Here is a 25,463-nt window from a genome sequence, read left to right on the forward strand (position 1 = left end):
TTCCCCAGTCGGGGAAGCAGTTCGCTTGGCCCGCGGTTTTGCCCAGGATAAATCTCTCCCATTGTGGGCATGACGGCGACACGGGAACCTTGATTAGGCAGTTACAAACTGCAGCCTGCACGATCAGCGACTAAAGCGAAGCATTGACCGGACTGCGGGTGTGCGCTGAACCGGTGCCTGCGTCTCCCAGCACTGGTCCCGTGCGTTAGGACCTCTGGTTTTGCTGGCTAGCGCCCGGTGGTGAGTTGGGTGGTGAGTCCGGTGAGCAAGACGTTGAGGCCTTGGTCGAGTTCGGCGCCGCCGTCGTAGTCGGCGAGGGCCGGGCCCAGTGCCCGGAGGTGGGGGAACTCTTGGGGCGGCAGGCGGTGCAGGCCGAGGCGGAGGACGGCCTCGTATTCTTCGGGGTCGACCACGAATTCCTGAAGTTCGTTGAGGATGTGCCCGTAGAGGTACCCGTAGTAGGCGCGGTAGACGTGCAGGGCGTCCGCGGGGGCGAAACCGGCCCGTATCAGCAGCGCCAGTATTTGCTCCAGGGGTCGCAGCGTCCCGAGTGGCCTCAGGCCCAGGGGAGTGGAGGGCGGCCGGGTGACCAGCAGGGGCACGACGTTGGGGTGCCGCAAAGCAAGGAGGCGGAGGTCGTGCGCGACCCGGCGCAGCTGGGCATGCCAGTCCGGGTCGTCGGGAAGGATGGCCAGTTCGTTCAGGACCGTCTCCGTCACGCCGTCCAGCAGGGCAGCGCGGTTCGATGCGTGCCGGTACAGGCTCATCGGATCACACCCCAGTTGCTGCGCAAGCCGGCGCATGCTCAACGCCTCCAAGCCTTCGGAATCCACCAGCTTGAGCGCGGTCACCAGGACGAGTTCCCTGTTCAGCCGGGCTTTGCCGGGTGTCGGCTGCTTGGGCCTACTCTTGAATGAGGCCATGGAGAATCCTCCTGCTGTTAGGCCGGGCCAACCCGCTCGGAGAGGATAAAGGGGCTTGCTTATCACTCAGTCTACGCCTAATGTCTACAGTGTAGATAACTTGTCGACACGGTTTCAGCCCCGGGACCACACTTCGCAAGGACCCGCAGCCGCTCTTTTCACGTCAGTACCTTTGGAAGGCATCTGATCAGACAAGAACGTCTCTCAACCAGCGACCCGCTTGACCGCTTGGTAACGGACCAGCTCTAGGGCTGGCGTGATTATCCAGTTCCACCTGGTCTCACCAGGCCGGCGACCCGATCGGGGACCCGGCACTTTCGTCTGATGCTCCGTGCAAAGCATCAGGTCTGATATCCGCTGTAGCCCTCGGCGGATGCCTGCACCTTGTTGAAAAGAGCCATCATGGCGCCATCACATTTCGATCAATTCCTTCAGGAAGCCACCTGCTGCGAGCAGGAGTCAGAGAAGGGCTTGGGCGGGGACTCCTTCTACGGCCTCTATACGAGCTGGTGCTGCCTCTCCGGCAAGGTGCCCCGGCCGGAGCAGGCTTTCTGGGCGGCCATGAAGCACCGGCTGTCTCCAGAGCAGCACCTGCGGATGAAGGGCCCGGCGGCGGCGGATTACATTCTGGCCAGCTACCCGGCAGTGGTCTGAATCCGGACATGACCACCTCTCCCAGCAGCTACCTTCCCTACGACCAGAACCAGCCGCGCGGACACCAGCCGTGGTGCCCGGGATGCGACACCGACGTTTACCTCATCATCGAATCCCCGGCTGTGCAAGGCCGGCAAACAGGGACCCTCGCCGTCGCCGTCCGCTGCAGCAACTGCCGCCAGTCCAGGGTTCTGGACACCACCAGGGAACACCTTTCTGCCCTCACCCATCGTTCGGCACGGTACGGGGACCTGGTCCACCGGGACAACACCTACTTCCACTGCGGCGAGCCCATGGTCCCGGCCGGGCCCCGTCCCGAAACCAGTCTGCGGACCTTTCCCGCCGAGAACCACTCCCCACCGGAGGCCTCACTCGCGGCCTACTTCGCCACCAAAGTCCTGCGCTGCCGCTGCGGTTTCCAAATGGAATTGCCCCGATAGCGCCGGAGCCCATCCCATACCTCAGAACGGAACGTGTACCGCTCATGAACGGACCCATCAATCCCACCCCACCAGGCAGCACCGCGAACATCGAGGACCTGGACCTCACACCTGACGGACTCGACGACGCCCCCGCCCACCAGATAGACCTCGAAAGCATCGTCCATACCGGCAACAGCTAAACCCAGCCAAAAGGCGCCCCGGCTTGACGGCAGCGCCTTCTACAAAACATTTCAGAGGAGGCACCCCAGTGACAATGATCAGTAAGACCAGACACGCCCGGTCCCTGCGGCGGCCGGCAAGGACGCGGTCCATCAGCTACCGGCCCGAGCCCAAGTGGGCCGGGGCTACGATGACAGAGCAGCAGCTCTGCAGAATCATCCATGACCCCCTCGGGCCCGAACACATCACGTCCCGGCTCTCCGACCGTGCCCTGGTGATCCTGCTGGACAGCCTCTACCAAAGCCTCGATACCCCCGACCCGGACCCCGCGGCAATCTTCTGGTACGAAGCAGGAGTCGACGAAAGTCTCCGCAGGGCATCACAGCCGAGCAAGACACCGTCAGACCCTTCCCCGCACTGACCGTGTTCAGATCGTCCAATGCCGGTTGACGCGTGATACCTCCCGGCGCGGGGCTCCTACCTCCGCCCGGCCGCAAGGTCCGGGTCAGCATCGGGATCCGCGCCGGTCACCACGAGCTGCGTCCGCACCCGTTTCGCCCGCCTGACAGACATGGAAGCGTCACTTGGCACTGCTTAGTTGGGACGGGCGCGCTCCACATCGGCGGCCATCCCCGCGTGCCCCGTTGCCGTCAGCCCCGCAACCACACCGTCGACATCGGCGGCAGGCCGGTTCTGGCTCAGCTTGGCCTTCGCCTCGATGCGGCTGATCACCAGTTCCACGCCCACGATTGCCCGCAACTGCCCGGCGATGAAGCGTTCCGGTGCGTCGTCCACGCTCCACGGATGCTCGGCGCCGGCCTCATGGACCCCGGTGAGCAGCCAGACCTGGCTTGAAATCCATTCCGGATCCTCATGGATGACCAGCCGGCCGTAGACGTGAGCAGTGGTGTAGTTCCAGGTGGGGACAACCCGTCCGTGCTCTGCTTTGGACGCGTACCAGGACGGCGAGACGTAGGCGTCCCCTCCTTGGATGATTGCCAGTGCCTCGCCGACGGCCGGTTCTGACCACTGCGTGTTGTTCCGCGCGAGGTGCCCCAGCAGCGCACCGTGCGCGCCTGCGCCGGGATCATAAACAAACGGCACAAGCGTGGCGAGCAGGCCTTGCGGCGTCATAGTGACCAGGTTGGCCGCGCCTGGACTGGCGAGGAGGCCTTGGACAGTATCCGGGCCGGCGGTGAAGTGGGCTGGGGTGTACATGCTTAGTCCTTTGCTGGCTGAAGGGTCTGGAGGGGATGGGCAGGCGCTGCTGCCGGTTTGAGCCTGACCCGGACGGCGGCCCCGGCGCAGAAGATGACAGCCACGCCACCAAAGACGGTGGGCCAGGTCAGGCTTTCGCCGAGCAGGAGGCCCGCCCAACAGATGGTCAGGACAGGCTGGATCAGCTGCATCTGGCTGACGGACGCGATGGGGCCAATCGCCAGGCCGCGGTACCAGGCGAAGAACCCCAGGAACATACTGATTACCCCGAGGTAGGCGAACGCCATCCATTGCACCAGCCCCGCGGACGGCGGTTGCTGGGCTATAGAGACCGCCGTCAGCAGCACCATCAGCGGCGACGCGAGCACCAGTGCCCAGGAAACGGTCTGCCAGGCGCCAAGTTCGCGGGCCAGCATGCCGCCCTCCGCGTAGCCGATGGCAGCGGCAGCCACCGAACCGAGGAGCAGCAGGTCGGTCCAGTTCAACTGCCCGAAGCCGCCGGAGGAAAGGGAAGCGAACACGATGGCCGCACAGGCGCCCAGGCCAGTGACCAGCCAGAACGTGCGAGGCGCACGTTCCCGCCCGCGGATCACGGCGGCGGTTGCAGTAGCGGCGGGGAGCAACGCGATCACCACTGCGCCGTGGCTGGCGGGCGTGGAGGTCAGGGCGAAGGAGGTCAGTAGCGGAAAACCGATGACGACGCCAGCCGCCACGACGGCCAGACGTGCCCATTGCATCCCGTGGGGGAGCCGTTGCCGGGTCAGTGCCAAGGCTAGGCCTGCGAGAATTGCCGCCACGACTGCCCGGCCGGAGCCGATAAATAGGGGAGACAGGCTGGCAACGGCCACTTTGGTGAACGGAACGGTAAAAGAGAACGCCGCAACCCCGGCAAGTCCCAGCCAAATTCCGGAAGCCTGCGGGGGCAGTATCACTGTGCGCTCTGGACGAGTAGCGCTACTATTGTCTCTCATGAACAACGATAGCAGTTCCCGGATCGTGGCGCACCTGAAAAAGTGGATGGCCGCTGCCGCGCCCGGAGCCAAACTGCCGTCCACCCGTTCCCTGGTGGCCGAATACCAGGCGAGCCCTGTCACCGTGCAGAAAGCCCTGCAGACACTGACGGCGCAGGGCCTCATCGAGAGCAGGCCGGGCGTGGGCACGTTCGTGCGCGCCGCCAGGACAGCGAAGCCGTCCGATTACGGGTGGCAGACGGCGGCGCTGCGGTCACCACTTGCCGCCCTGCCCCCGGCATCGTCCACCATGCGCGACCTGCCGCTTGACGTCATCTCGTTCCACTCCGGTTATCCTGCGCGCGAGTTGCTGCCCGAGCGGCTGGTCCGTGCCGCCCTTACCCGTGCCGCCCGGGGTGACGCAGCCCTGTCGCGTCCCCCCGCCGCCGGCCTGCCGGAACTGCAGTCGTGGTTCGCGCACGAGCTTGGTGCATCGACGCCCGCCGGGACAACGCCGCCGAACCCGAGCGACGTCGTCGTACTCCCGGGAAGCCAGAGCGGACTCAGCTCCATCTTCAGCGCACTGGTGGGCCGGGGGCAGCCGCTACTGCTGGAATCGCCCACCTACTGGGGCGCGATCCTCGCGGCCGCCCAGGCGGGGGTGCGCGTGGTCCCCGTTCCCGTAGGTCCCGACGGTCCTGACCCGGAGGAGCTGACCCGCGCTTTTGAGGAGTCCGGAGCCCGGGTGTTTTACGCCCAGCCCAACTACGCCAACCCCACCGGCGCCCAGTGGACGGCTGAGCGGCGCGACCAGGTGCTGGATGTGGTGCGTGCCCAGGGCGCGTTCCTTGTGGAGGACGACTGGGCGCACGACTTCGGCATCACCAGCAACCCTGTTCCGGTCGCCTCCCGGGACGATTCGGGGCATGTTGTCTACCTGCGGTCGCTGACCAAGAGTGTGTCGACGTCCATCCGGGTGGCAGCGGTGATCGCCCGCGGCCCGGCGCGGGAACGCATCCTTGCTGACCGGGCGGCCGAGTCGATGTACGTCAGCGGGCTGCTGCAGGCGGCAGCGCTCGACGTCGTCACGCAGCCGGGGTGGCAGACGCACCTGCGCAGCGTCCGCCACCAGCTGGAATCCCGGCGAGACCTGCTGGTCATGAGCCTGCGGCAGCACGTGCCGCAGGGGCACATTGAGCAGGTGCCCAAGGGCGGCCTGAACGTGTGGGTGCGGCTGCCGGACGGAACTGACCTGGAGCGGCTGGTGCGGGCCTGCGAATCCGCCGGGGTGATCATCGCCCCCGGTAACGAGTGGTTCCCGGCCGAACCCGCGGGCCCGTTCATCCGGCTCAATTACTCGGGGACGAACCCGGGCGCCTTCCCCGAGGGCGCCCGGATCATCGGCGGGATGCTGGACCGGAACACTGGCTGAGGCACCAACCTACGCCCGGCTGAGCAGGACCATCGTTTCGTAGTGGGTGGTTTGCGGGAACATGTCCAGAACGCGGGCCCGGCGCGCCGTGAACGAGGGGAGTGCCGCCAGGTCGCGGGCGAGCGACTGGGCGTTGCAGCTCGAGTAGACAACATGCTCTACGTCCGACGATTCGAGCCAGCCGCACAGCTCCTTGCCAATGCCGCGCCGGGGAGGATTGACGATGACCAGCTCCGGCGACTGCTCCGCTGCGAGAGCGAAGGCGGTGGCGTCCCCGGCCTTGAACTGCATCCCCTGCAGTCCGGCTTCACCGCTGCTGAGCCGCGCCGAGACGATGGCCTCGCTGCTGGTTTCGATACCGGTGACGGTCCGGGACGGGGCAGCGCAGTGCAGGGCGAAGCCGCCCACGCCGCAGTAGAGGTCCCAGACCGAGGAAGGTGCCAGCTCGTTCACCCACTCACGTCCCTGCCGGTACAGCGCCGCCGCCATCTCGCTGTTGGTCTGGAAAAAGCTCTGCGGCCGAAGGTGCAGGCTGACGTCGTTGACCCGCATCTGCAGTGTGGACTGCTCTGTCAGGACGATCTCGCGGTCGCCCTCCAGCACCGCCTTATGCTCCGGGAGCAGGTTGGCCGAAACGACCTTAACCTGCGGCAGGGCAGTCAACAGGCCGGGAAGGTGCTTCCGGATGCGCGGCACCAGCTGTTCCGAGCGCAGCACCAGGCGGAGCATCATGTCGCCGTCCGGTGATTCGGTGATGATCAGGTGCTTGAGCTCGCCGCTGCGCCGCGGAACATCGTAGGGCGTCAGGCGGTGCTGGCGGATGAAGTCCGCCAGCACCGGGAAGCACTCGCGCAGGCCTGGCGAGCAGATGCCGCATTTACGCAGGTCCACTCCGTGGCCGTCGGCATCGAGGATCCCGATGGTGGGGTTCTGCGCGGTTCCACCGATCACCATTTTGGCCTTGTTGCGGAAACCGGACTCCCGGCCCGCGAGGGGAGGCAGCCACTGCAAGGACGTGTGGTCGGCGAGAAGGGTCCGGCAGTGAGCCTGCTTGCCCGCCAGCTGTTCAACGTAGGGGATACCCATGTGGGTGCAGGAGCGGCAACGGCCGGCATCGAAGTACAAGCAATGCATGACCCGGAAATTTTACCCGCTGTTTGGGAACGCTACTCCCCGCGCCGTCCATACACGCTGACCACGTTGCCCTTACTGGTCCGGTACTGGTCCTGCAGTTCGAGCCTGGTGGTGGGGTCGCCGTCTTCGAACAGGCGGCGGCCGCTGCCTGCAATGACCGGATGGGTCATCAGCGTCAGCGAATCCAGCAGTCCCGCGAAGAGCAGCTGACGGGTCACTGAGATGCTGCCGCACACGGCGATCTCGCCGCCGTCGCGCTCCTTCAATTTGCCTACGAACTCCTCCAACGGCGCGTCCATCAGGCGCGAGTTCTGCCAATCCAGCGGCTCCTTCAAGGACCTGGAAGCCACAAACTTCTCCACGGGGTTGATGAAGGCTGCGAAGTCCTGGTCCGCGGAGGCGTTAGGCCAGTAGGCGGCCCACTCCTGGTAGCTGACCCGGCCCAGCACCACGGTGTCCACTGTCTCCATCATTCTGGTCAGTCCCACACCGAGTTCGTCATCGAAGCTGTCGAACTGGAACTTGAAAGGATCGGACACAACCCCATCCACGGAGTGGAACAGGCCGGCAGTGACTTTTCGCATGGGGACCTCCAGGCAGGCGGAAACAGAACGGGCACGCCGGCTGCTGGGGCCGGACAGCACCACCGTATTAGGTGCGCTCGGCGGCTGGGAAGAGGGCGGAACCAACCCAGCCGGGTTGGGCCGGACGTTATGTTCATCACCACTGCCTGCGTGTTGCCGGAATTCGCACTCAGGCAGCCCCATACTTGTCTTGAGCGGCTGTTGCCGTGCCCCGGCCAGGCAGGAGGAAGTGCGTGGAAACCCTGAAGAAGATCGTGTCCAACCAGTATTTTCCGGCCGCCGCGGTACTCACTGCAGTGGTCCTCTTTTGGGCCGTTGGCATGTTGGGCGGACTCTCGCTGTTGAACAACAACCAGCCGCCGCTCACCACCCTGACCTGGATGCTTTTCGTCTACCTCGCCGCCGTACTCACGCCGATTGCGGGCGTGCTGGCCGCAATCGACCTTGTCCGCCGCTGGAAGCGCAACCGTGCCGCTGAAGCTGCCGCCGCTGACGAAGCAAACGCTGCTGAAGCAGGGCAGCCTGTGGCATCAGCTGTTGAAACCGCCGCTGAATTCACACCGATGGAAGACGCTGCCACAGAGGAAGCCGCCACAGCACCGGTCCCGCAGCAGCCGGCCGGGAAGGCCGTCCCGCAGCAGATGCCTGTGAAGCACCAGCAGCCGGCCCACCAGCAGCGGCCCGCCCAGAAGAAGCCGGTCCTGAAAAAGTCCGGCTCCAAAAAGGCTGCCTGACCCCTCCTACCGGGCCAGTTCCACCCTGTTCCGGCCTGCTGCTTTAGCTGCGTACAGCGCGGCATCGGCCTCACGCACGAGCGAGTCGGCATCCACCGCGTGCTCCGCACCAAACGATGAGATCCCGGCACTGAGGCGCAGCTGCCCGGACGGATCACCGGCATGCACGATCGCCAGGTCCCGGACAGCCTCCAGCGCCCGCTCCATCAGTGCCTTGGCCTTCGAAGCGGACTGTTTGGGCAGCACCAGCAGGAACTCCTCGCCGCCGTAGCGGTACACGCCGTCGCTCTTGCGGACGGCACCCAGCAGCCCCGCCGCCACCGCCCGCAGGGCCAGGTCTCCCGCCTGGTGGCCGTAGATGTCGTTGTAGCTCTTGAAATTGTCCACATCGCACATGGCCACGCTGTACTGCTCCGCGTACCGCTTGCTCCGCAGGTGGAGCTGCTCCAGGTCCTCCGACAGCTTGAGCCGGTTGTGCAGCCCCGTCAGCGGATCCGTCCGCGCCTGCCGGGACAGGACCCGGCGGTAGTGCGCCAGGTCCGCGTGCAGGGTAGTGATGCGCCGCGCCACCAGCAGCCGGGCGTGCAGCACAAACGGGTCCAGCGGCTTGGTGACGTAATCGTCCGCGCCCGCCTCCAGCCCCGCCAGGACATCGTCCCGTGAGCCCTGAGAAGTCAGCAGCACCACGTACGTGTACAGGTCCTGTTCGCGCGCCCGGATGGCCCGGCACAGCGCCAGCCCGTCCATGCCCGGCATCATCCAGTCCGTGACCACCACATCCGGCTGATGCTCCAGGTACAGGGCCCACGCCTCGTCACCGTCGGCGGCCGTGAGGCAGTCATGGCCGGAACGTTCGACGGCGGCCCTCGCCACGAGGAGCGACCCCGGGTCGTCGTCGGCCACGAGGACTTTCATTTGGCCCCCTCCAGCGCCGCGTCCAGTTCCGCATCCAGCCGGGGCAATTCCGCCTCAAGGCGGCGGACCATGGCCTCTCCGCCATGGGTCGTGCCGCCCTTGCCCAGCCCTTCGAGCTCGCCGCAGATCGCTGCAACGGCAGCGGCTCCGATGTTGGCAGCCGACCCCTTCAGCGCGTGCGCCGCCTCCGCCACAGCCGGCCCGTCGCCGTCGTTCACGGCCGCCCGCACGCCAGCGACGCGGGCGGGCAAGTCCCGGCGGAACGCGGCCACCGCCTCGGGCAGCAGGCCGTGGCCGTCGTCCGGGCCCAAGTCCCGCAGCATGGCAATCCGGTCCGGGTCCAGGGCCGGGGTAGTAGCAGAGCCGGCCGGTCCGCCCGTAACGGCCAGAGCCTGGGGGACAAGTTGGGGGACCAGTTCGGGAACCAGCCGGACCTCGGGCGCCGGGACCCAATGGGCCAGGGTTGCTTCGAGGGCGGCGGCGTCCACCGGCTTGGCGAGGTAGTCGTCCATCCCGGCAGCGAGGCACCGTTCCCGGTCACCGTCCAGTGCCCCGGCCGTCATGGCGATGATGGGCAGGCGCGGGTGCCTGCCGTCCCGCCGCCGGATCCGGCGGGTGGCCTCGAAGCCGTCCATCACCGGCATGTGGCAGTCCATCAGGACCACTGCATACCGGGATTCCGCGGTGGCGGTGAGTGCCTCGGCACCGTTGGACACCACATCCACAACATAGCCCAACCTGCTGACGGTGGCGCGGGCCACCAGCTGGTTCACCTCGTTGTCCTCCACCACCAGGATCCGGCCCCGGGACGGCCCGTCCGGAGCGGTCGAGGCCTGGGACGTGGCAGCCGCCGGAACGGAGGGCCCGTGCGTGGACATCAGCCGGACCAGGCGGTTGTACAACTCTGAGCTCCGGACCGGCTTCATCAGCCATTCACGGACGCCCGCCCGGCTGATCTCGGCCGAATTGACCTGCATGGTGGACGTGAGCATGATCAGTTCGATATCGGCAAGTCCGGCATCGGCCTTGATGCTTCGGGCCAGCTCCAGCCCGTCGGTGTCCGGCATACAGAAGTCCAGGACGGCCAGGTGGAAGGGTTCGCCGGCAGCATCCGCTTCGCGGGCACGGACCAGCGCCGAGGCGGCATCGGGCACGGCTTCCGGCTGCAGCCGCCACCCGCGCAGCTGGGATTCGAGCACCAGCCGGTTGGTGGCGTTGTCATCCACCACCAGGACCCGCAATCCGTCAAGGAAGCCGGCCGCCGGCACCGGATCCGTGGAGGGCGGCGCCACCGGCAGGGGCAACCGGAACCAGAAGGTGCTGCCTTCCTCCGGGGTGCTCTCCAGTCCTATTTCGCCCTCCATGGCGTCGGTCAGCCGGCTGCAGATGGCCAGGCCCAGTCCGGTGCCGCCGTACCGACGGGTGGTGGAAGCATCGGCCTGGGAGAACGACTGGAAGAGCCTGCCGTGCTGGGATGACTCGATGCCGATGCCGGTATCGCGGACTTCGAAGTACACCGTGGCGCTGCTCCCGGCAGCGGCGCCTGGATTCTCCGTGGTGACCCTGATGGCCACCTCCCCGGAAGCCGTGAACTTCACCGCGTTGGACGCAAGGTTCAGGAGGACCTGCCGGATCCGGCCGGAGTCGCCCACCAGCCGTGCCGGCACCTCGGGTTCGCAGTAGGCGATCAATTCCAGGTTCTTGGCAAGCGCCGGCTCGGCCAGGAGCCCGGCCACCTCCTCGATGAGGACGCGCGGATCAAAGGGGCGCACATCCAGGTCAACCTTGCCGGCCTCCAGCTTGGAGAAGTCCAGGATGTCGTTGATCAGCGCCAGCAGCGCCTCGCCGGCACCCTTGACGCCCTCGGCATATTGCTTCTGGGTGGGCTCGAGCGGGGTTTCCAGCAACAGGGCAGTCAGCCCCACCACACCGTTCATGGGGGTTCGGATCTCATGGCTCATGGTGGCCAGGAATTCCGACTTCAACCGGCTGGACTCCATGGCGGCCTCGCGGGCCGTCTCCAGTTCCCGGGTGCGGACCGCCACCTCGGCCTCCAGCCCGGTGGTGAGGGTGACGTTCTCCAGGATAATCAGGACCTGCCGCACCGTAACGAACACCAGCACCGCGGCGCCCGCCACCAGCAGGAAGGGATCCAGCTCCGCCAGGTGGGGACCTGCAAACAGCACCACCGCCGCCAGCAGCGGCACGTACGGCAGCAGCTCCAGGGCCAGGGTGTAGCCGGTCCGGTCGGGCCCGGGGCTTTCCCGGTACGGAGCCAGCGGCGCGAGGGCCACCAGGAGGAAGGCAACGATCCAGCCCAGGGCGAGGGGCGAACCTGTGGTGCCGGTGACGCCGTCGAACGTCAACCGCACGTAGGTACTGTCCGTCACGGCCAGCACCAGGAGGCCGCCGCCGAAACACAGCCACGGCAACCGTTCGCCCGGCTGGCGGCGCATCGCCAGGACCAGCACCAGTGAGGTGATTACCAGGTCCACCACGGGGTAGCCCATGCCGGCGAGGCGCGCCAGCGGGTCCCCCTGGGCATCGAACGCGGGACCCAGCACGATGTACCAGCTGACCACCAGGACGGACCCGGCGATCACTGCGGCGTCCATCACCGCCCGGTACAGGGCCACATGGTTGCCGCCGCGCCGCTTGAACGCGAAGAGCGCGGCGACGGCGGGCACCGAGTAGCTGATGAACAGGGCGTCCGCCAGGGAAGGGAAGGGATAGACATGGTTGTTGGCCAGTCCAAAGTACGCGTATACGGCCATTCCCGCGGCCCAGATGAAGGCGGCGGCCGCCATGAAGGACCAGGCCCTGGCGTTCGTACCACCGCGCAATGCGGCCCGGGTGCAGCTCGCACCGGCCAACAGGGAAGCCGCCAGAATCACGAAGTCGCCGGTCACCAGGGCGGCCGGCGTCCCGCTGTTGGCCGCGAAGAACAGGCCGAGCGCGGCGAGCACCACCGCCGTCAGCACGGCCAGCCACTTCACCGGCATCGAAGTGCTGCCGCCGGCGCGCCGGTGCTGCAGGAGACCAGTCTGAGACACGCGGAACCCTCCCCATTGGTGCGCCCTGGAACCCTGGGGAAACCCCGGAAATCGGGACCCCGAGGCCCACCAGAGACCTGGGTGGAGACGCCTTCCCATGATATGCCTCACAGTGCCGAAAACGGCCCGGGAATCGGTGGGCGCTACCGTCCGTTGAGTGCGTTGAGTGCGTTGAGTGCTTCCTCGGCGTGGTGCAGGGCGTACTCCAGCCGCCGGCCCGGCTCCGGAAGCGAGAACAGGTACCCCTGCAGGGAGTCGCAGTCCAGGGCAGTGAGGTAATCCGCCTGGGCCACCGTTTCCACGCCCTCCGCCGTGACAGTCAAACCGAGGCTGTGGGCCATGTTGATCATGGAACTGAGGATGGGCAGGCGCTCGGTGCCGGTGCGCACCATGGACACAAAGGTTTTATCGATCTTCACCGTGTCCACCGGCAGGTCCTGCAGCCTGCCCAGCGACGAATAGCCGGTGCCGAAATCGTCCAAGGCAACCCGGGCGCCGGCATCGCGCAGCGTGCTGAGCTGTTTGATCAGGCTGCAGTCGGCGTCGAAAAATACGCTTTCCGTCACTTCCAGGATCAGCTGGTACGGGGCCACTCCGCTCGCGGCCGCCAGCCGCAGTACTTCCTCGGCGAAGTGCGGGTCCTGCAATTGGACGCCGGAGACGTTCACTGACAGGGAGCGGGACGGGTCCTCCGTGAGCCACGGGGCCAGCTGCACCATGCCAAGCGCCATTACCTCGGAGCCGATCTCGCTGATCAGCCCGGTGCGTTCGGCCAGCGGAATGAAGACCGACGGCGGCACCCGCTCACCGCTCCTGTCCCACCGTGCCAGCGCCTCGAACTGCACCACCTGGCCCATCCGGTGCGAGACAATCGGCTGGAAGTCCACCGAGATCTCCCCGCGGGACACCGCCAGCTGCAGCCCGCTTTCCATGTCGGTGCGCTGCACCAGGGCTGTCATCATGTCCGGGTGGAACCGCAGGAAGCGGTTCTTTCCGGCGGCCTTGGCGGCGTACATGGCGATGTCAGCCCGGCGCAGCAGCTCGGAAGCGCCCACGTTGTCCTGTCCCAGGGATGCGAGCCCCAGGCTGAGGCTGGGCCGCAGCACGGTGCCGCTGATGGTGACCGGGACATGCAGGCAGCGGACAATGCAGGCGGCGATCTCATCGGCGTTCGGGCAGGCGGTCAGCAACACGACGAATTCGTCGCCGCCCAGCCGTGCCACCACGTCCGCGGTGGGGACGCAGCCGCGGAGCCGGCGCGCCACCTCGATCAGCATGTCGTCGCCCGCCTGGTGCCCCAGGATGTCGTTGACTTCCTTGAAGTCGTCCAGGTCCAGCAGGAGCACGTCCACCGCTTTCAGCCGCGGCTCCTGCAGCGCCTGCGCCAGTCCGTCGTTGAACACGGCGCGGTTGGCCAGCCCGGTCAGCGGATCCTGGAATGCCATGGCCCGGAGTTTTTCCGCCTGCGCCGCCAGGTCCAGCATGGCCTGCTGCGCCTGTTCCTGGGCTTTGCGCCGCGGCGTGACGTCGCGGAAGCTCCACACCCGGCCCACAATCATGTCGCCCACGCGCTGCGGGCGGGAATACCGTTCGAAGGTGCGGCCGTCCTTGAAATCCAGGACGTCATGGCTTTCCGCCGCCGGATTGTCCTCCAGCTCGTTGATCCGGTCCACAAACGCCAGAGGGTCGGACACTTGGGCGTTGACCAGCTGCATGATCGGTTCCGCGCTGTCGCCTTTGATGAGTTCCGGCGGTATGCCCCACATGGACAGGAACTGGTCGTTGAAACCGGCAACGTGGCCCTGGTCGCTCATCACCAGGATGCCGTCCGCGGTGGACTCCAGGGTGGCGGTCAGCAGGGACATCGCCTCGCGCAGGTCCTCCTCCGCCGCGGCGCGGTGTGACGTTTCGCGGACCGAGAGCAGCAGCTGGGGTGCGGCGCCGGTGGGCGTTTGCCCGTCCGCTTCCAGGCCGGGGAGCAGCGACGCGGCCACTTCTGCGGGAAACTTCGCCCCGCCGCTGTGGACGCAGAACACCTCGCGCAGCGGCGGCGGTTTCCCCGGCTCCGTCCCCAACTGCCGAAACAGCTTGTCCACCTCGTCACGGAAGCCGGCCGTAAACAGCGACCGGTGGCTCCGGCCCGCCAGGTCCTGCCGGCTGATTCCGAAAAACCTCTCGGCAGCGGCGTTGGCCATGGTGATGCTGCCGTCCGCGGCCACTGCGAGCAGCGCATCGGGGCTGGCGTCCAGGACGGCACCAAAGGCCTGCGCCGTTAAACCGTTGCTGTGGCCTTGAGAATCAGCCATTACACCACCCCCTCGCACATCATAAAGTGCCTGGCCGGAAAATTGATGGGCGGGAAGAAGGTTTCCTGGAAATTCCGGTGCGGGCCGTGGACGCCTGGCAGCCTGCATGCAAAAGCGCCGCCCTCCGCGTGCGGGGAACGGCGCTTTGCCTTAGAGAATTATGAGCTGCGGCTATACGCGGCGGCTGCTCCGGTTGGTGACTGCACCGTAGATCAGCAGTACAACAATCGATCCGAGAATGGCCAGCAGCCAAGTACGGAGATCGAAGAATTCAGCCAGTCCACCACCGAAGATCAGTGAGCCGATCCAGCCGCCCAGGATGGCGCCGACAACGCCGAGGACCATGGTGACTACCCAGCCCCCGCCCTGGCGGCCTGGCAGGATGGCCTTGGCAATAGCACCCGCGATCAGGCCCAAAATGAGAAATCCGAGAATACCCATGTTGTCACTCCTTAATCAGTAAGTTGTGCCGTGCCCCCATATCCGGTTCCCTAATTCAATCAGTGTGCTTACTACACTTCAAGGGTTTGTTTATCACGGGATGACTGTCAGTTCGGGCCTCATAAAGCCGGCGGTGCTTGCCGGGGCGGCGGTAAAGCCCTGAAAGCCGCCGTTTTCGGTCCCGGGTCAGCCCCTTTCGATAGAGTTGAATAATCCCGCCGCCAAACCAAGGAGCTCCGGCATGTCCAGCCAGCAGACCGCCCGGCCACGTGCCATCTTCCTCGATATTGACGGGACCTACGCGGACCACGGTCTGGCCCCCGCCGCCCACGTGGACGCCGTGCAGGAAGTCCGCCGGCGCGGACACCTGGTCTTTGTGTGCACTGGACGACCGCTGGCCATGGTCCCGGGCCACATCCTGGAAGCAGGGTTCGACGGCGTGATCACCGGCGCCGGTGCCCGGGTGGAGCTGAACGGGGAGGTACTGAAGGACACGCGCTTCAGTCCGGACCTGGCGGCGCGCATCGTGGACACGCTGGACTCCAACGACGTTGCGTACATCCTCGAGGCGCCCGAAGCCCTGCACGGCAGGACCGGCGTGGACGAGCGCCTGCGGCGGGTGCTGACGCCGGTGTTCGCCGGCAGGTCCGGGCACGACGGCGTCCTGAGCACCGATGTTGATCCGGTGGAGGACATCCTGGGCCCGGTGCAGTACAGCGACGACCTGCGGTCCGCGTCCTTCGCCAAGATTTCCTGCTTTGACTCCCCGGTCCCGCTGACCGGCCTGATGGACGGGCTCGGCCCGGATGTGGGGCTCATCCCCAGCTCACTGTCCGCCCTGGGCGACACCGCGGGGGAGATCTTTATGGCCGGAACCCACAAAGCGGTGGGCATCCAGGTGGTGGAGCAGCGCCTGGGCCTGAAGCGGGAGGACATCGTGGCCATCGGCGACAGCGCCAATGACATCGAGATGCTCCAGTACGCGGGCATTGGCATTGCGGTGGAGGACGGCCACCCCAAGGTCCTGGCCGTGGCCGACCGGCTGACGCCAGGCCCGGCCGGCAACGGCGTGGCGCTCGCCTTTGCCGGCCTGGGGCTCCTCGACTAGGACTGGCCTCAGTTGGCCGGGCTGGGCCTGCAGCCGTCACCTCAGATTATGGAGCGCTTCCGCCGGTAGGCTCGGGTGCAGTGACGCGTAGGGCCCGGGGAGGTGGCCAACAACTGCGGGAACAGTGCCGGAGGTCCCGAGGCCGCGCACTACCCAGCCCTCTGACTGCCAGGCCGCCGCATCCAGCGCGTTGCGCGCATCCAGCACCACCCGCCGTCGTACCAGCGCGCCCGCAACCCCGGGCGAAAGCTGCCGGTACTCATCCCACTCTGTCAGGAGCAGCACCAGCTCGGCCCCCTCCAGCGCGCGCAGGATTTTGGCCTCAAACCGCAGCCGGGGATAGCGCCGCCAGGGGTGGTTCACGGCTTTGGGGTCGGTGACGGTCACGTGCGCCCCGGCAGCGGCGAGCCGGTCAGCAACGTCGAGGGCGGGGGAGTCCCGGATGTCATCGGTGTCCGGCTTGAAGGACGCGCCCAGCACCGTGATGGAACGGCCGGCGAGGCTGCCGCCGCAGAGTTCACGGGCCAGGGTGACGGTCCGGCCGCGCTGGCCCAGGTTGACGTCATCCACCAGCCGCATCCAGTCCGCCACGGCGGTGACGCCCAGGCCCGCCGCCTGGGACCGGAAGCTGCGGATGTCCTTGGGCAGGCAGCCGCCGCCGAATCCGAGTCCGGCGTGCAGGTAGCGCCCGCCGATCCGTGGATCCATGCCCATCGCCTCGCTCAGCTCCGCCACGTCCGCACCCGCCGCGTCGCAGAGTTCGGACACGGCGTTGATGAAGCTGACCTTGGTGGCCAGGTAGGCGTTCGCGGCTGATTTGATGAGTTCCGCTGTAGCGAAGTTGCAGACCAGACGGGGAATCCCGGCGCCGAGAAGCGGCTCGTAGACGGTGTCAAGGGCCGCGGTGACGCCGGTGGGCGCACCCGTCTGAGGACTGAAGGCCGCAGCCCGCCCGCCGTCCACGCCGTAGACCAGCCGGTCCGGCACCAGCGAGTCCTTGACCGCGGTGCCCTGCCGGAGGAACTCCGGGTTCCAGCCCAGCAAGACATCCGGCCGGGTACGCAGCACCCTGCGGAGCATGTCCACAGTGCCCACGGGCACCGTTGATTTTCCGACGACGACGGCGCCCGCGGCCAGGTGCGGCAGCAGCGCCTCCGCAGCCGAGACGAGATAGGTGAGGTCGGCGGCGTCGGACGTCTTATGCTGGGGCGTTCCCACGCACAGGAAGTGCACCTGCGCGCCCTTGGCGGCGGCCGCCGTTGTGGAGAAGGCCAGCCTTCCGGTGGCCAGGCCGTCCTGCAGCAGTTCGTCCAGGCCCGGCTCATGGAACGGGGCCGCGCCCCGGGACAGCTGGTCCACCCGGGCGGGATCCACGTCGATGCCCGCCACGGTGTGGCCCATGGACGCCAGCGTGGCGGCGTGGACGGCGCCGAGGTAGCCACAGCCGATCACGGAAATCTTCACAGCGCTGCCCCTTCGGCGTTGGTTGTCCGGGTTCCGCTGCCGGCGGCGAGGGGGAGTCCGGTGCCGGCGATGACTTCGTCGTAATGCCGGACCAGCTGCCGGCAGAGGGCCGGCCAGGTCCTGTCCTGCACCGACGCGTGGGCTGCTGCGGCGAAGGCGCGGCGCTTGGCGTCGTCGCCCATCAGGTCCATCACGCGCGTGCGCAGGCCGGAGAGGTCACCGGGTTCGTATAGCCAGCCCGTCCGGGAGTTCTCCACGAGGTCAAGGGGGCCGCCGCGGCCCGTGGCCACCACCGGCACCCCCGATGCCATGGCCTCCTGGATGGTCTGGCAGAACGTTTCGAACTCGCCGGGATGGACAAAGAGGTCGAAGGAGGCAACGGCGCGGGCCAGGTCCCCGCCGCCCAGGAACCCGGTGAAGACGGCATCGGGCAGAGCCTCCTCCAGCGCCGCCCGCTGCGGTCCGTCACCCACAATCACCAGCCGGGTGCCAGGCATCCCGGCCAGGGCGGCGAGGTCCTCCACCTGCTTCTCCACGGCCAGCCTTCCCACATAGCCGATGATCCGCTGACCGCCGGGAGCCACCTCAGCCCGCCAGCCGTCGTCGCGCTTTTCCGGCGAAAACCGTGCCGTGTCCACGCCGCGCCGCCACATCTGCACCCGGGGGATACCGCGTCCGCGCAACTGGTTCAGCGCGAACGTGGACGGCGCCAGGGTGCGGGTGGCGAGCAGGTGGATGTTCTCCACGCGGTTCCAGGCCCAGTTCTCCAGGAACGGGACGCCGTACCGCGCCGCGTAGCCGGGAACCTCGGTCTGGTAGATGGCCACGGCCGGTATCCCCAGCTGATGGGCCGCCTGGGCGGCCCGCCAGCCCAGAACGAACGGTGAGGCGAGATGGACAACGTCCGGTGCGTAGTCGGCAAGGATTCGCTTGACCCGGTACACACCGCCCATCGCAACCCTGACGTTCGTATAGCCCGCCAGCGGCACTGCCGGCAGTCGGTGGATTTGGGCGCCCTTGACGTGGCCGGGCGCCTCCGCGTCCTGCGTGGAGGGGGCGATGACCAGGACGTCATCGCCCGCTCTTCCAGGTGTTCCAGCACCCGCAGGATGGAGTGCGTGACGCCGTTCATCAGGGGCAGGAATGATTCAGCAACAATTGCGATCCTCACCCCTCCACGGTGGGCGGGCGGTGTTGCCGGGCGGGGGACCGGATATGGCGCGCGGGGAAAGGTTAGGGAAACACCAGGCCGCGTCGGCGGGCAGCTGAACAGAAATCAGTCACGAATGTTCGGACGGCCCCCGCTTCTATTGACCGTGCTGGTCAGCGGACTTATGATTCAAACCACTCAGATGTTGTGAAACGATTCATTATTTTGGCATAGACCCCAAAGGTGCGGTTCATTTATGCAGCAGGAACGCAATGAAATTCCGGAGCCCGGGAGCGCCTACGGCGAGCCCTTGCTGTCGCTGGCCGGTGCCGCCAAGACTTTCGGTCCGGTGGTGGCGCTCGCCGACGGCACAGTGGAAATCCGGGCCGGCGAAATCCATGCGTTGGTGGGTGAGAATGGCGCAGGCAAATCCACCCTGGTGAAAATCCTCGCCGGCCTGCACCATCCGGATTCGGGGGACTTCCGGCTCAGCGGCGAACCGGTCCACTTCAAGAATGTGGCGGAAAGCAAGGCTGCCGGAATCTCGGTCATTTACCAGGAGCCCACCCTGTTCCCGGACCTCACAGTAGCTGAGAACATTTTTATCGGCCGCCAGCCCAAGGGGCGGTCACGGCTGATCAGCCGCACCCAGATGCGGCGGCAGGCCGCTGAGCTCTTCCAGCGGCTGGGCGTGCCCATCGATCCGTCCCGTGTGGCGGAGGGGCTGTCCATCGCCGACCAGCAGATCATCGAAATCGCCAAGGCCATCTCGCTCGACGCGAAGGTGCTGGTCATGGACGAACCCACGGCCGCCCTCAGCGGCGTGGAAGTGGACCGGCTCTTTGCCGTGGCCCGCTCCCTGCGGGACAAGGGCACCGGCATCCTGTTCATCTCGCACCGCTTCGATGAAGTGTTTGATCTCTGCGACCGGATCACGGTGATGCGCGACGGCCGCTACATCGCCACGCACCGCACCGCTGATGTCACCGTGGCCCACATTGTCCGGGAAATGGTGGGCCGGGACATCGGAACGCTGTTCCCCAAGGCCGAGGCGGAGATCGGGCATACGGTCCTGAAGGTGGACAGGCTCAGCAGGTCCGGCGTTTTCCGGGACATCAGCTTCGAAGTCCGTTCCGGCGGGATCGTTGCGCTCGCCGGCCTGGTGGGTGCCGGCAGGACCGAGGTTGCCCGGGCCGTGTTCGGCATCGACGCCTACGATTCGGGGCAGATCCAGGTGGAGGGGAAGCCGTTCAAAGCCCGTGACCCGCAGGCCGCGATCGCTGCCGGCCTGGGCTTTGTGCCCGAGGACCGCCGCAAGCAGGGGCTGGTGATGAACCTTTCGGTGGCCCGGAACGTGACGCTCACCCTGCGGAACAAGTTCGTGACGGCCGGGCTCATCAACGGCGGCAAGGAACGCGCTGCCGCGGAGGAGTGGAGCAAGCGGCTGCAGGTCAAGGCCGGGAGCCAGGAACACGCAGTCTCCACCCTGTCCGGCGGAAACCAGCAGAAGGTGGTGTTGGCCAAGTGGCTGGCCACCGACCCCAAGCTGCTCATCATCGACGAGCCCACCCGCGGCATCGACGTGGGCACCAAGAGCGAAGTGCACCGCCTCATCTCGGACCTCGCCGGCCGGGGCATCGCCATCCTGATGATCTCCTCCGAGCTGCCCGAGGTCCTGGGGATGGCGGACCGGGTCCTCGTGATGCGCGAGGGCCGGATCACTGCGCAGTTCGACAGGGCGGACGCCAATCCCGAGTCGGTCATGCACGCGGCAACCTCCCCGGCAGGAGTGATGGAATGAGTTCCACGGTCAAACACGGGGAAAAAGGCACGACGCCGGCACTCGCCCCGGGCGGCAGCGGCGGCCTTGGTGCACTGCTGCGCCTGCGCGAACTCCCCGTCCTGGTCGCGCTGCTGCTCCTGGTGCTCATCACCTACCTCAACAACCCGCTGTTCCTGTCCCCGCAGGGAGTTAAGGACCTGCTCCTGAACGCCACGATCATCGTGATCCTGGCGGCCGGACAGACCCTGCTCATCATCACCCGGAACATCGACCTGTCCGTCGGCTCAATGCTGGGGCTGGTCGCCTTCGGCACCGGCTCCATCTTCGTTGCCATGCCCGGCCTGCCGATTATTGTGGTGCTGCTCCTCGGCATGGCCTTCGGCGCCCTGCTGGGAGCGTTCAACGGGTTCCTGGTCACTGTGGCCAAGGTGCCGGCACTGGTGATCACCCTCGGCACTTTGTACGTGTTCCGCGGACTGAACAACGCCTGGGCCGGCGGAAAACAATACTTTGCGGGGGACCGGCCGGAGGCATTCGGTGCGCTGTCCGTGGACACTGTGCTGGGTTTCCCGATCATCACGCTGCTGGCCATCGTGGTGGTGGCCGCCGTGGCCGTCTACATGGCGGGCACCCGGCCCGGCCGGGACCTGTACGCCATCGGATCAGACCCGGAAGCGGCGAAAGTCCTGGGCATCAAGGTATCCCAGCGGGTGTTCCTGGCCTTCCTGGCCAACGGCGCCTTGGCCGGCCTCGCCGGAGTCCTCTACGCCAGCCGCTTCAACTCGGTGGGCGCAACCACCGGGACCGGGATGGAGCTGGATGTCGTGGCGGCGGCGGTAGTGGGCGGGGTGGCAATCTTCGGCGGCAGCGGGACGGTGGCCGGGGCGGCCCTGGGTGCACTGCTCCTGACGACCATTACCAGTTCGCTGACCGCCCTTCGGGTGGACAAATTCTGGCAGCAGGCCATTGTGGGCATCCTGATCCTGACGGCCATTGTGATCGACCGCCTGGCCAGCCTGCGGACAGCGCGGAAACTGCGGATAAGCGAGGCACGGAATGTCTGAGACCACCACCCCGGGCAGCGCCCCCGCGGACGTGCCCGTGGCCGACAGCACCAAGCCGCTGGCCATCGAGCCAAAAGGAAGAACCGGTGCGGCCCGCATCCTGGGCAGCCGCGACGCCATCACCATCTACGCCCTGCTCGCGTTCCTGGTCTTCGCCGCCATCGCCATCCCGCGCTTCGCCTCACCGGTGACCACCGGGTTCCTGCTGCTGGACGTCATCCCCGTCCTGCTGATCGCCATGCCAATGACGCTGATCATCGTCACGGGTGAAATCGACCTGTCCGTGGCGAGTATCGCGGGCCTGACCAGTGCCCTGATGGGCGTGCTCTGGGCCGGTGGCCTGGACATCTGGCTGGTAATGGCCCTGTGCCTGCTGGCGGGAATCGGTGCCGGCATGTTCAACGGCTTCCTGATTGCCGTCCTTGGCCTGCCGTCGCTCGCCGTCACCATCGGCACCCTGGCCCTCTTCAGGGGCCTGGCACTGGTGGTCATCGGGGACAATGCCGTAGCAAATTTCCCGAAGCCGCTGACGGCCTTCTTCACCTCCAAGCTGGGCGCCACCGGCATTCCCACGGTGATGGTCGGCGTCGTCCTCATTGTCCTGTTTTTTGGGATTCTGCTCCATTTCACGCCCTTTGGGCGGGGCCTGTACGCGATGGGCTACAGCAAGGAGGCGGCCAACTTCGTGGGCATCAACGTGGCCCGCAGCAAATTCTGGCTTTATCTGGCCTCCGGCGCCGTATCGGCCCTGGCCGGGATCTACTGGACCCTGCGCTACACCAGCGCCCGCAGCGACAACGCCTCCGGGCTGGAACTGGCCGTTATCGCTGCTGTGCTGCTGGGCGGCGTTTCGATTTTCGGCGGCAAGGGCACCATTCCCGGTGTGGTGGCCGGCGTCCTGCTGATCGGCTGCCTGAACTACGCCCTGCGCCTGGGGAGGGTGTCCGACGTCGTCCTCATCACCGTCACCGGCCTGCTGCTCATTTTTTCCGTGGTGGCGCCGAGCATCGGTTCCGCCGTCCGGGAATGGCAGCATGTCCGCCGGGTACGCCGGAGCTTCAGCCAGGGAACGTCAACTGACAAGGTCCACTGAACCGGCCGGCATGCAGGACCAAGCCGCCACGCAGGACCAATGAGACGGACCACAACAAGGGAGAAGGAAACAATGATGTTGAACCGAAAAAGCCCCGGCCGGCGCCCCCACCTGGCCCCGCTGGTCGCCGTCACGGCCGCCGCAGCGCTGGCCCTGACGGCGTGCAGCGGCGGCTCGGGAACCTCGGGGGAGACCTCAGCAGCCGTGCAGGACCAGAAGATCACGTTTATCCCCAAGCAGCTGAACAACCCCTATACCGACGTGGTCCTGGGCGGCGGTAAGACCGGTGCGCAGGAAGCAGGCTTCGCCTCCTCCCAAGTGGTCGGCCCCCTGGAGGCATCGGCGTCGAGCCAGGTCTCCTTCATCAACGCTGAAACCCAGGCGGGAACGAACGTTATTGTCATCGCGGCCAACGATCCCGACGCCGTCTGCACGGCCTTGGGTGAAGCGCGCTCCGCCGGCGCCAAGATCGTCGCGTTTGACTCGGACGCCAACCCCGACTGCCGCGACGTGTTCATCAGCCAGGTGGTGGCCAAGGACGTGGCGCTGATCCAGACCAAGCTGATCGCCGAGCAGATCGGCGGATCCGGCGAGATCGCCATCCTCTCGGCCACGGCAAACGCCACCAACCAGAACGAGTGGATCAAGTTCATGGAGGAGGACCTGGCCTCCAACCCGGCGTACAAGGACATCAAGCTCGTGGCCAAGGTCTACGGCGACGACGACGACACCAAGTCCTTCCAGGAAGCCCAGGGCCTGCTGCAGGCACACCCCAACCTCAAGGGCATCATTTCGCCTACCACCGTGGGTATTGCCGCCACCGCCAGGTACCTCTCCACCTCCGCCTACAAGGGCAAGGTTGCGCTGACCGGGCTTGGCCTGCCGAACGAGATGCGGCCCTTCGTCAAGGACGGAACGGTCAAGGAGTTCGCGCTCTGGGACCCCGCCCAGCTGGGGTACGTTGCGGCCTTCGCAGGGAAGGCCCTCGTTGAAGGGAAGATCACCGGAGCCGCCGGCGACACTTTCACGGCCGGCAACCTGGGCGACCGCACCGTCGAGGAGGGCGGCAAGGTGATTGTGGGCCCGCCCACCGTCTTCAGCACGGACAACATCGACAAGTACAACTTCTAGCGCCGCGGGATTTGGCCGGGCTGGCAGCTTCCTCCCGCCCGGCCTTCCGTGCCCTGCGCTGGATTGATGCGTGGAAAGGCTGGCCATGCCGCCCACCAAGAAGTCTGCCGCTGCCTTGCTGGAACCCCACAAGAGCCGGCCCACCCGGATCGGCCTGGTGTCCGGCGGGCTGGGCGCCTACTGGCCGCAGTTTCCGGAGCTCTTGCCGCAGCTTGAGGAATCGGCCAGATACGTCACGTCACGCTTCCAGGAGATGGACGCCGAGGTCATCGATGCCGGGTTCATCTCCGATGCCAGCCAGGCCGTGGCTGCGGGGGAAAAGCTGCGGCTGGCCGACTGTGACCTCATCGTCATCTTTTTGGCCACCTACCTGACGTCGTCGATGGTCCTGCCGGTGGCCCAGCGGTCCGGCAGCCCTGTGCTGGTCATCGATCTCCAACCCACCGAGGCCATGGACCACGCGAATTTCGATACCGGGGCCTGGCTGGCCTACTGCGGCCAATGCCCGGTGCCCGAGGTAGCCAACGTCTTCCGCCGGGCGGGTATCGAGTTCCGGTCCGTCTCCGGGTACATGACGCAGGATTCCGCGTGGGAACGGATCAGCCAGTGGGTGAACGCAGCCGGCGTCCGGGCCCGGCTCCGGAACGCGCGGCACGGCCTCATGGGCCACCTCTATCCGGGCATGCTGGACGTTGCCACCGACCTGACCACTGTTTCCACCACCTTCGGATCCCACGTGGAGGTGCTCGAATTCGATGACCTCCGCGAACGCGTCAAAGCCGTCACGGACTCCGAGGTGTCCGAGCGCCTTGCCCTGGCCCGGGAACTTTTTGTGCTTGATGAGTCAGTGAACGACGACGACTTCGCCTGGGGTGCCAGGGTTTCGGTGGGCCTGGACCGGCTGGTGAAGGACTTCGACCTGGACTCAATGGCCTACTACCACCGCGGCCTGGCAGGAGAACAGCATGAGCGGCTGGGTGCCGGGATGATCCTGGGCTCCTCCATCCTCACGGCGCGTGGAATCCCCATGGCGGGGGAGTATGAGCTGCGGACCTCCATTGCCATGCTGACTGCCCAGGCCATCGGCGCCGGAGGTTCCTTCACCGAAATCCAGACCCTGAACTTCTTTGACAACGTGGTGGAGATGGGCCACGACGGGCCTGCGCACCTTGCCGTCTCGGCGCAGGACCCGCTGCTGCGCGGACTGGGTGTGTACCACGGCAAGCGGGGGTGGGGGGTGTCCGTCGAATTCGACGTCAGGCCCGGTCCGGTCACCACCCTGGCCCTCGGCCAGGACCCCGACGGCAGCTACGTCTTTGCCACCTCCGAAGGAGAGGTGGTGCCCGGGCCGCTCCTGGCCATCGGCAACACCACATCGCGCGTGGATTTCGGCGGTGATCCGGGCCTCTGGGTCGACAGGTGGAGCCAGACCGGAACCGGCCACCACTGGGCTCTGTGCCTGGGCCACCGGGCTGCCGACATCAAGGCCGCCGCATCGCTGCTGGGCATCGACCACCGGCACGTCTCACTCGCGCAGGCGTGAATGATTTTTAGGACAAAACGGCTGGTCACATGGGGATTGGCAATGAGGAAGCGAAAAAAATACTAAGTAACCTTCCCTTTTGATGCTAAGCATGCTTACTGTAGACGGGCAGTCAGCGCGATGCCTCTAGCAAAGGGGGCGGAGGCCGTGCGCGGGGGAAACCCCGGTGCCGGGACATCCA

General features: G+C 66.6%; 22 protein-coding genes and 1 pseudogene. 12 read left to right on the plus strand and 11 right to left on the minus strand.

Going from position 1 to position 25,463, the window contains the following annotated elements; genetic code table 11:
• Positions 1-227 precede the first annotated feature (227 nt).
• A complete protein-coding gene (locus tag BACI348_RS06450; RefSeq protein ID WP_159824465.1) occupies positions 228-923 on the minus strand; it encodes a TetR/AcrR family transcriptional regulator C-terminal domain-containing protein in 696 nt (231 codons plus the stop codon).
• 402 nt (positions 924-1,325) lie between these two features.
• Between BACI348_RS06450 and BACI348_RS06455 the strand changes: the two genes are divergently transcribed.
• The 4 genes from BACI348_RS06455 (at position 1,326) to BACI348_RS06470 (ending at position 2,600) form a co-directional block, all read left to right on the plus strand.
• Complete coding sequence (locus BACI348_RS06455) at positions 1,326-1,577, plus strand: hypothetical protein (protein WP_159824466.1); 252 nt, start codon at positions 1,326-1,328, stop codon at positions 1,575-1,577.
• A gap of 8 nt (positions 1,578-1,585) precedes the next feature.
• A complete protein-coding gene (locus tag BACI348_RS06460; protein ID WP_159824467.1) occupies positions 1,586-2,017 on the plus strand; it encodes a hypothetical protein in 432 nt (143 codons plus the stop codon).
• A gap of 44 nt (positions 2,018-2,061) precedes the next feature.
• Complete coding sequence (locus BACI348_RS06465; protein WP_159824468.1) at positions 2,062-2,199, plus strand: hypothetical protein; 138 nt, start codon at positions 2,062-2,064, stop codon at positions 2,197-2,199.
• A gap of 68 nt (positions 2,200-2,267) precedes the next feature.
• A complete protein-coding gene (locus tag BACI348_RS06470) occupies positions 2,268-2,600 on the plus strand; it encodes a hypothetical protein (protein ID WP_442858492.1) in 333 nt (110 codons plus the stop codon).
• Positions 2,601-2,773: 173 nt separating this feature from the next.
• On the opposite strand, the gene BACI348_RS06475 is transcribed toward BACI348_RS06470, so the two are convergent.
• Together BACI348_RS06475 and BACI348_RS06480 are read right to left on the minus strand one after the other, a co-directional pair.
• Positions 2,774-3,397: an FMN-binding negative transcriptional regulator gene (locus BACI348_RS06475; RefSeq protein ID WP_159824469.1), complete on the minus strand. Its 624-nt coding sequence runs from the start codon at positions 3,395-3,397 to the stop codon at positions 2,774-2,776.
• Positions 3,398-3,399: 2 nt separating this feature from the next.
• Positions 3,400-4,368 carry a DMT family transporter gene (locus BACI348_RS06480; protein ID WP_159824470.1) on the minus strand — a complete coding sequence of 323 codons (969 nt, stop codon included), beginning with the start codon at positions 4,366-4,368 and terminating at the stop codon, positions 3,400-3,402.
• Between BACI348_RS06480 and BACI348_RS06485 the strand changes: the two genes are divergently transcribed.
• Positions 4,367-5,779, plus strand: a complete 1,413-nt coding sequence (locus BACI348_RS06485; RefSeq protein WP_159824471.1) for an aminotransferase-like domain-containing protein — start codon at positions 4,367-4,369, stop codon at positions 5,777-5,779. The two genes, BACI348_RS06480 and BACI348_RS06485, sit on opposite strands and share 2 nt — an antisense overlap.
• A 9-nt stretch (positions 5,780-5,788) precedes the next feature.
• Here the strand turns inward: BACI348_RS06485 and rlmC are convergent, their stop codons facing one another.
• Entirely contained in the window at positions 5,789-6,913 is a 1,125-nt protein-coding gene (gene rlmC, locus BACI348_RS06490) for a 23S rRNA (uracil(747)-C(5))-methyltransferase RlmC (protein WP_159824472.1), read from the minus strand.
• A gap of 32 nt (positions 6,914-6,945) precedes the next feature.
• The gene (locus BACI348_RS06495; RefSeq protein WP_159824473.1) at positions 6,946-7,497 is read right to left on the minus strand and encodes a dihydrofolate reductase family protein; all 552 of its coding nucleotides are present in this window, start codon (positions 7,495-7,497) and stop codon (positions 6,946-6,948) included.
• Between the two features lie 233 nt (positions 7,498-7,730).
• On the opposite strand from BACI348_RS06495, the gene BACI348_RS06500 reads away from it, so the two are divergent.
• The gene (locus BACI348_RS06500) at positions 7,731-8,231 is read left to right on the plus strand and encodes a hypothetical protein (RefSeq protein ID WP_159824474.1); all 501 of its coding nucleotides are present in this window, start codon (positions 7,731-7,733) and stop codon (positions 8,229-8,231) included.
• A 6-nt stretch (positions 8,232-8,237) separates the two neighbouring features.
• On the opposite strand, the gene BACI348_RS06505 is transcribed toward BACI348_RS06500, so the two are convergent.
• The 4 genes from BACI348_RS06505 to BACI348_RS06520 form a co-directional block, all read right to left on the minus strand.
• Positions 8,238-9,146, minus strand: coding sequence for a GGDEF domain-containing protein (locus BACI348_RS06505; RefSeq protein ID WP_159824475.1), 909 nt, complete (start codon positions 9,144-9,146; stop codon positions 8,238-8,240).
• Entirely contained in the window at positions 9,143-12,199 is a 3,057-nt protein-coding gene (locus BACI348_RS06510; protein WP_236557476.1) for a response regulator, read from the minus strand. Before BACI348_RS06510 ends, BACI348_RS06505 begins: the two co-directional genes overlap by 4 nt.
• 143 nt (positions 12,200-12,342) lie before the next feature.
• Positions 12,343-14,505 carry a putative bifunctional diguanylate cyclase/phosphodiesterase gene (locus BACI348_RS06515; RefSeq protein ID WP_159824476.1) on the minus strand — a complete coding sequence of 721 codons (2,163 nt, stop codon included), beginning with the start codon at positions 14,503-14,505 and terminating at the stop codon, positions 12,343-12,345.
• Positions 14,506-14,676: 171 nt separating this feature from the next.
• On the minus strand, positions 14,677-14,946 hold the full coding sequence (locus BACI348_RS06520) for a GlsB/YeaQ/YmgE family stress response membrane protein (RefSeq protein ID WP_159824477.1): 270 nt from the start codon (positions 14,944-14,946) through the stop codon (positions 14,677-14,679).
• A 241-nt stretch (positions 14,947-15,187) separates the two neighbouring features.
• Here BACI348_RS06520 and BACI348_RS06525 point away from each other — a divergent pair, with 241 nt between their 5' ends.
• Complete coding sequence (locus BACI348_RS06525; RefSeq protein ID WP_159824478.1) at positions 15,188-16,054, plus strand: HAD-IIB family hydrolase; 867 nt, start codon at positions 15,188-15,190, stop codon at positions 16,052-16,054.
• 36 nt (positions 16,055-16,090) lie between these two features.
• Here the strand turns inward: BACI348_RS06525 and BACI348_RS06530 are convergent, their stop codons facing one another.
• Positions 16,091-17,518 (minus strand): UDP-glucose dehydrogenase family protein, encoded by a 1,428-nt coding sequence (locus tag BACI348_RS06530; RefSeq protein ID WP_159824479.1) that lies wholly within the window; start codon positions 17,516-17,518, stop codon positions 16,091-16,093.
• A pseudogene (locus BACI348_RS06535) lies at positions 17,515-18,689 on the minus strand (glycosyltransferase family 4 protein). The gene BACI348_RS06530 and the pseudogene BACI348_RS06535 overlap by 4 nt, the downstream one beginning before the upstream one ends.
• Positions 18,690-18,924: 235 nt before the next feature.
• Here BACI348_RS06535 and BACI348_RS06540 point away from each other — a divergent pair.
• The 5 genes from BACI348_RS06540 to BACI348_RS06560 all read left to right on the plus strand — a co-directional run bounded on the left by BACI348_RS06540 (position 18,925) and on the right by BACI348_RS06560 (position 25,282).
• Entirely contained in the window at positions 18,925-20,469 is a 1,545-nt protein-coding gene (locus tag BACI348_RS06540) for a sugar ABC transporter ATP-binding protein (RefSeq protein ID WP_159824480.1), read from the plus strand.
• Positions 20,466-21,515 carry an ABC transporter permease gene (locus BACI348_RS06545; RefSeq protein WP_159824481.1) on the plus strand — a complete coding sequence of 350 codons (1,050 nt, stop codon included), beginning with the start codon at positions 20,466-20,468 and terminating at the stop codon, positions 21,513-21,515. Before BACI348_RS06540 ends, BACI348_RS06545 begins: the two co-directional genes overlap by 4 nt.
• Positions 21,508-22,608, plus strand: a complete 1,101-nt coding sequence (locus BACI348_RS06550) for an ABC transporter permease (protein ID WP_159824482.1) — start codon at positions 21,508-21,510, stop codon at positions 22,606-22,608. Before BACI348_RS06545 ends, BACI348_RS06550 begins: the two co-directional genes overlap by 8 nt.
• Before the next feature lie 72 nt (positions 22,609-22,680).
• Positions 22,681-23,739 carry a rhamnose ABC transporter substrate-binding protein gene (gene rhaS, locus BACI348_RS06555; RefSeq protein ID WP_159824483.1) on the plus strand — a complete coding sequence of 353 codons (1,059 nt, stop codon included), beginning with the start codon at positions 22,681-22,683 and terminating at the stop codon, positions 23,737-23,739.
• Positions 23,740-23,824: 85 nt separating this feature from the next.
• Entirely contained in the window at positions 23,825-25,282 is a 1,458-nt protein-coding gene (locus BACI348_RS06560) for an L-fucose/L-arabinose isomerase family protein (RefSeq protein ID WP_159824484.1), read from the plus strand.
• The last annotated feature ends 181 nt before the right edge of the window (positions 25,283-25,463 follow it).

Source organism: Arthrobacter sp. 9AX (genome assembly GCF_902506095.1).
In the GTDB taxonomy this organism is placed as follows: domain Bacteria; phylum Actinomycetota; class Actinomycetes; order Actinomycetales; family Micrococcaceae; genus Arthrobacter.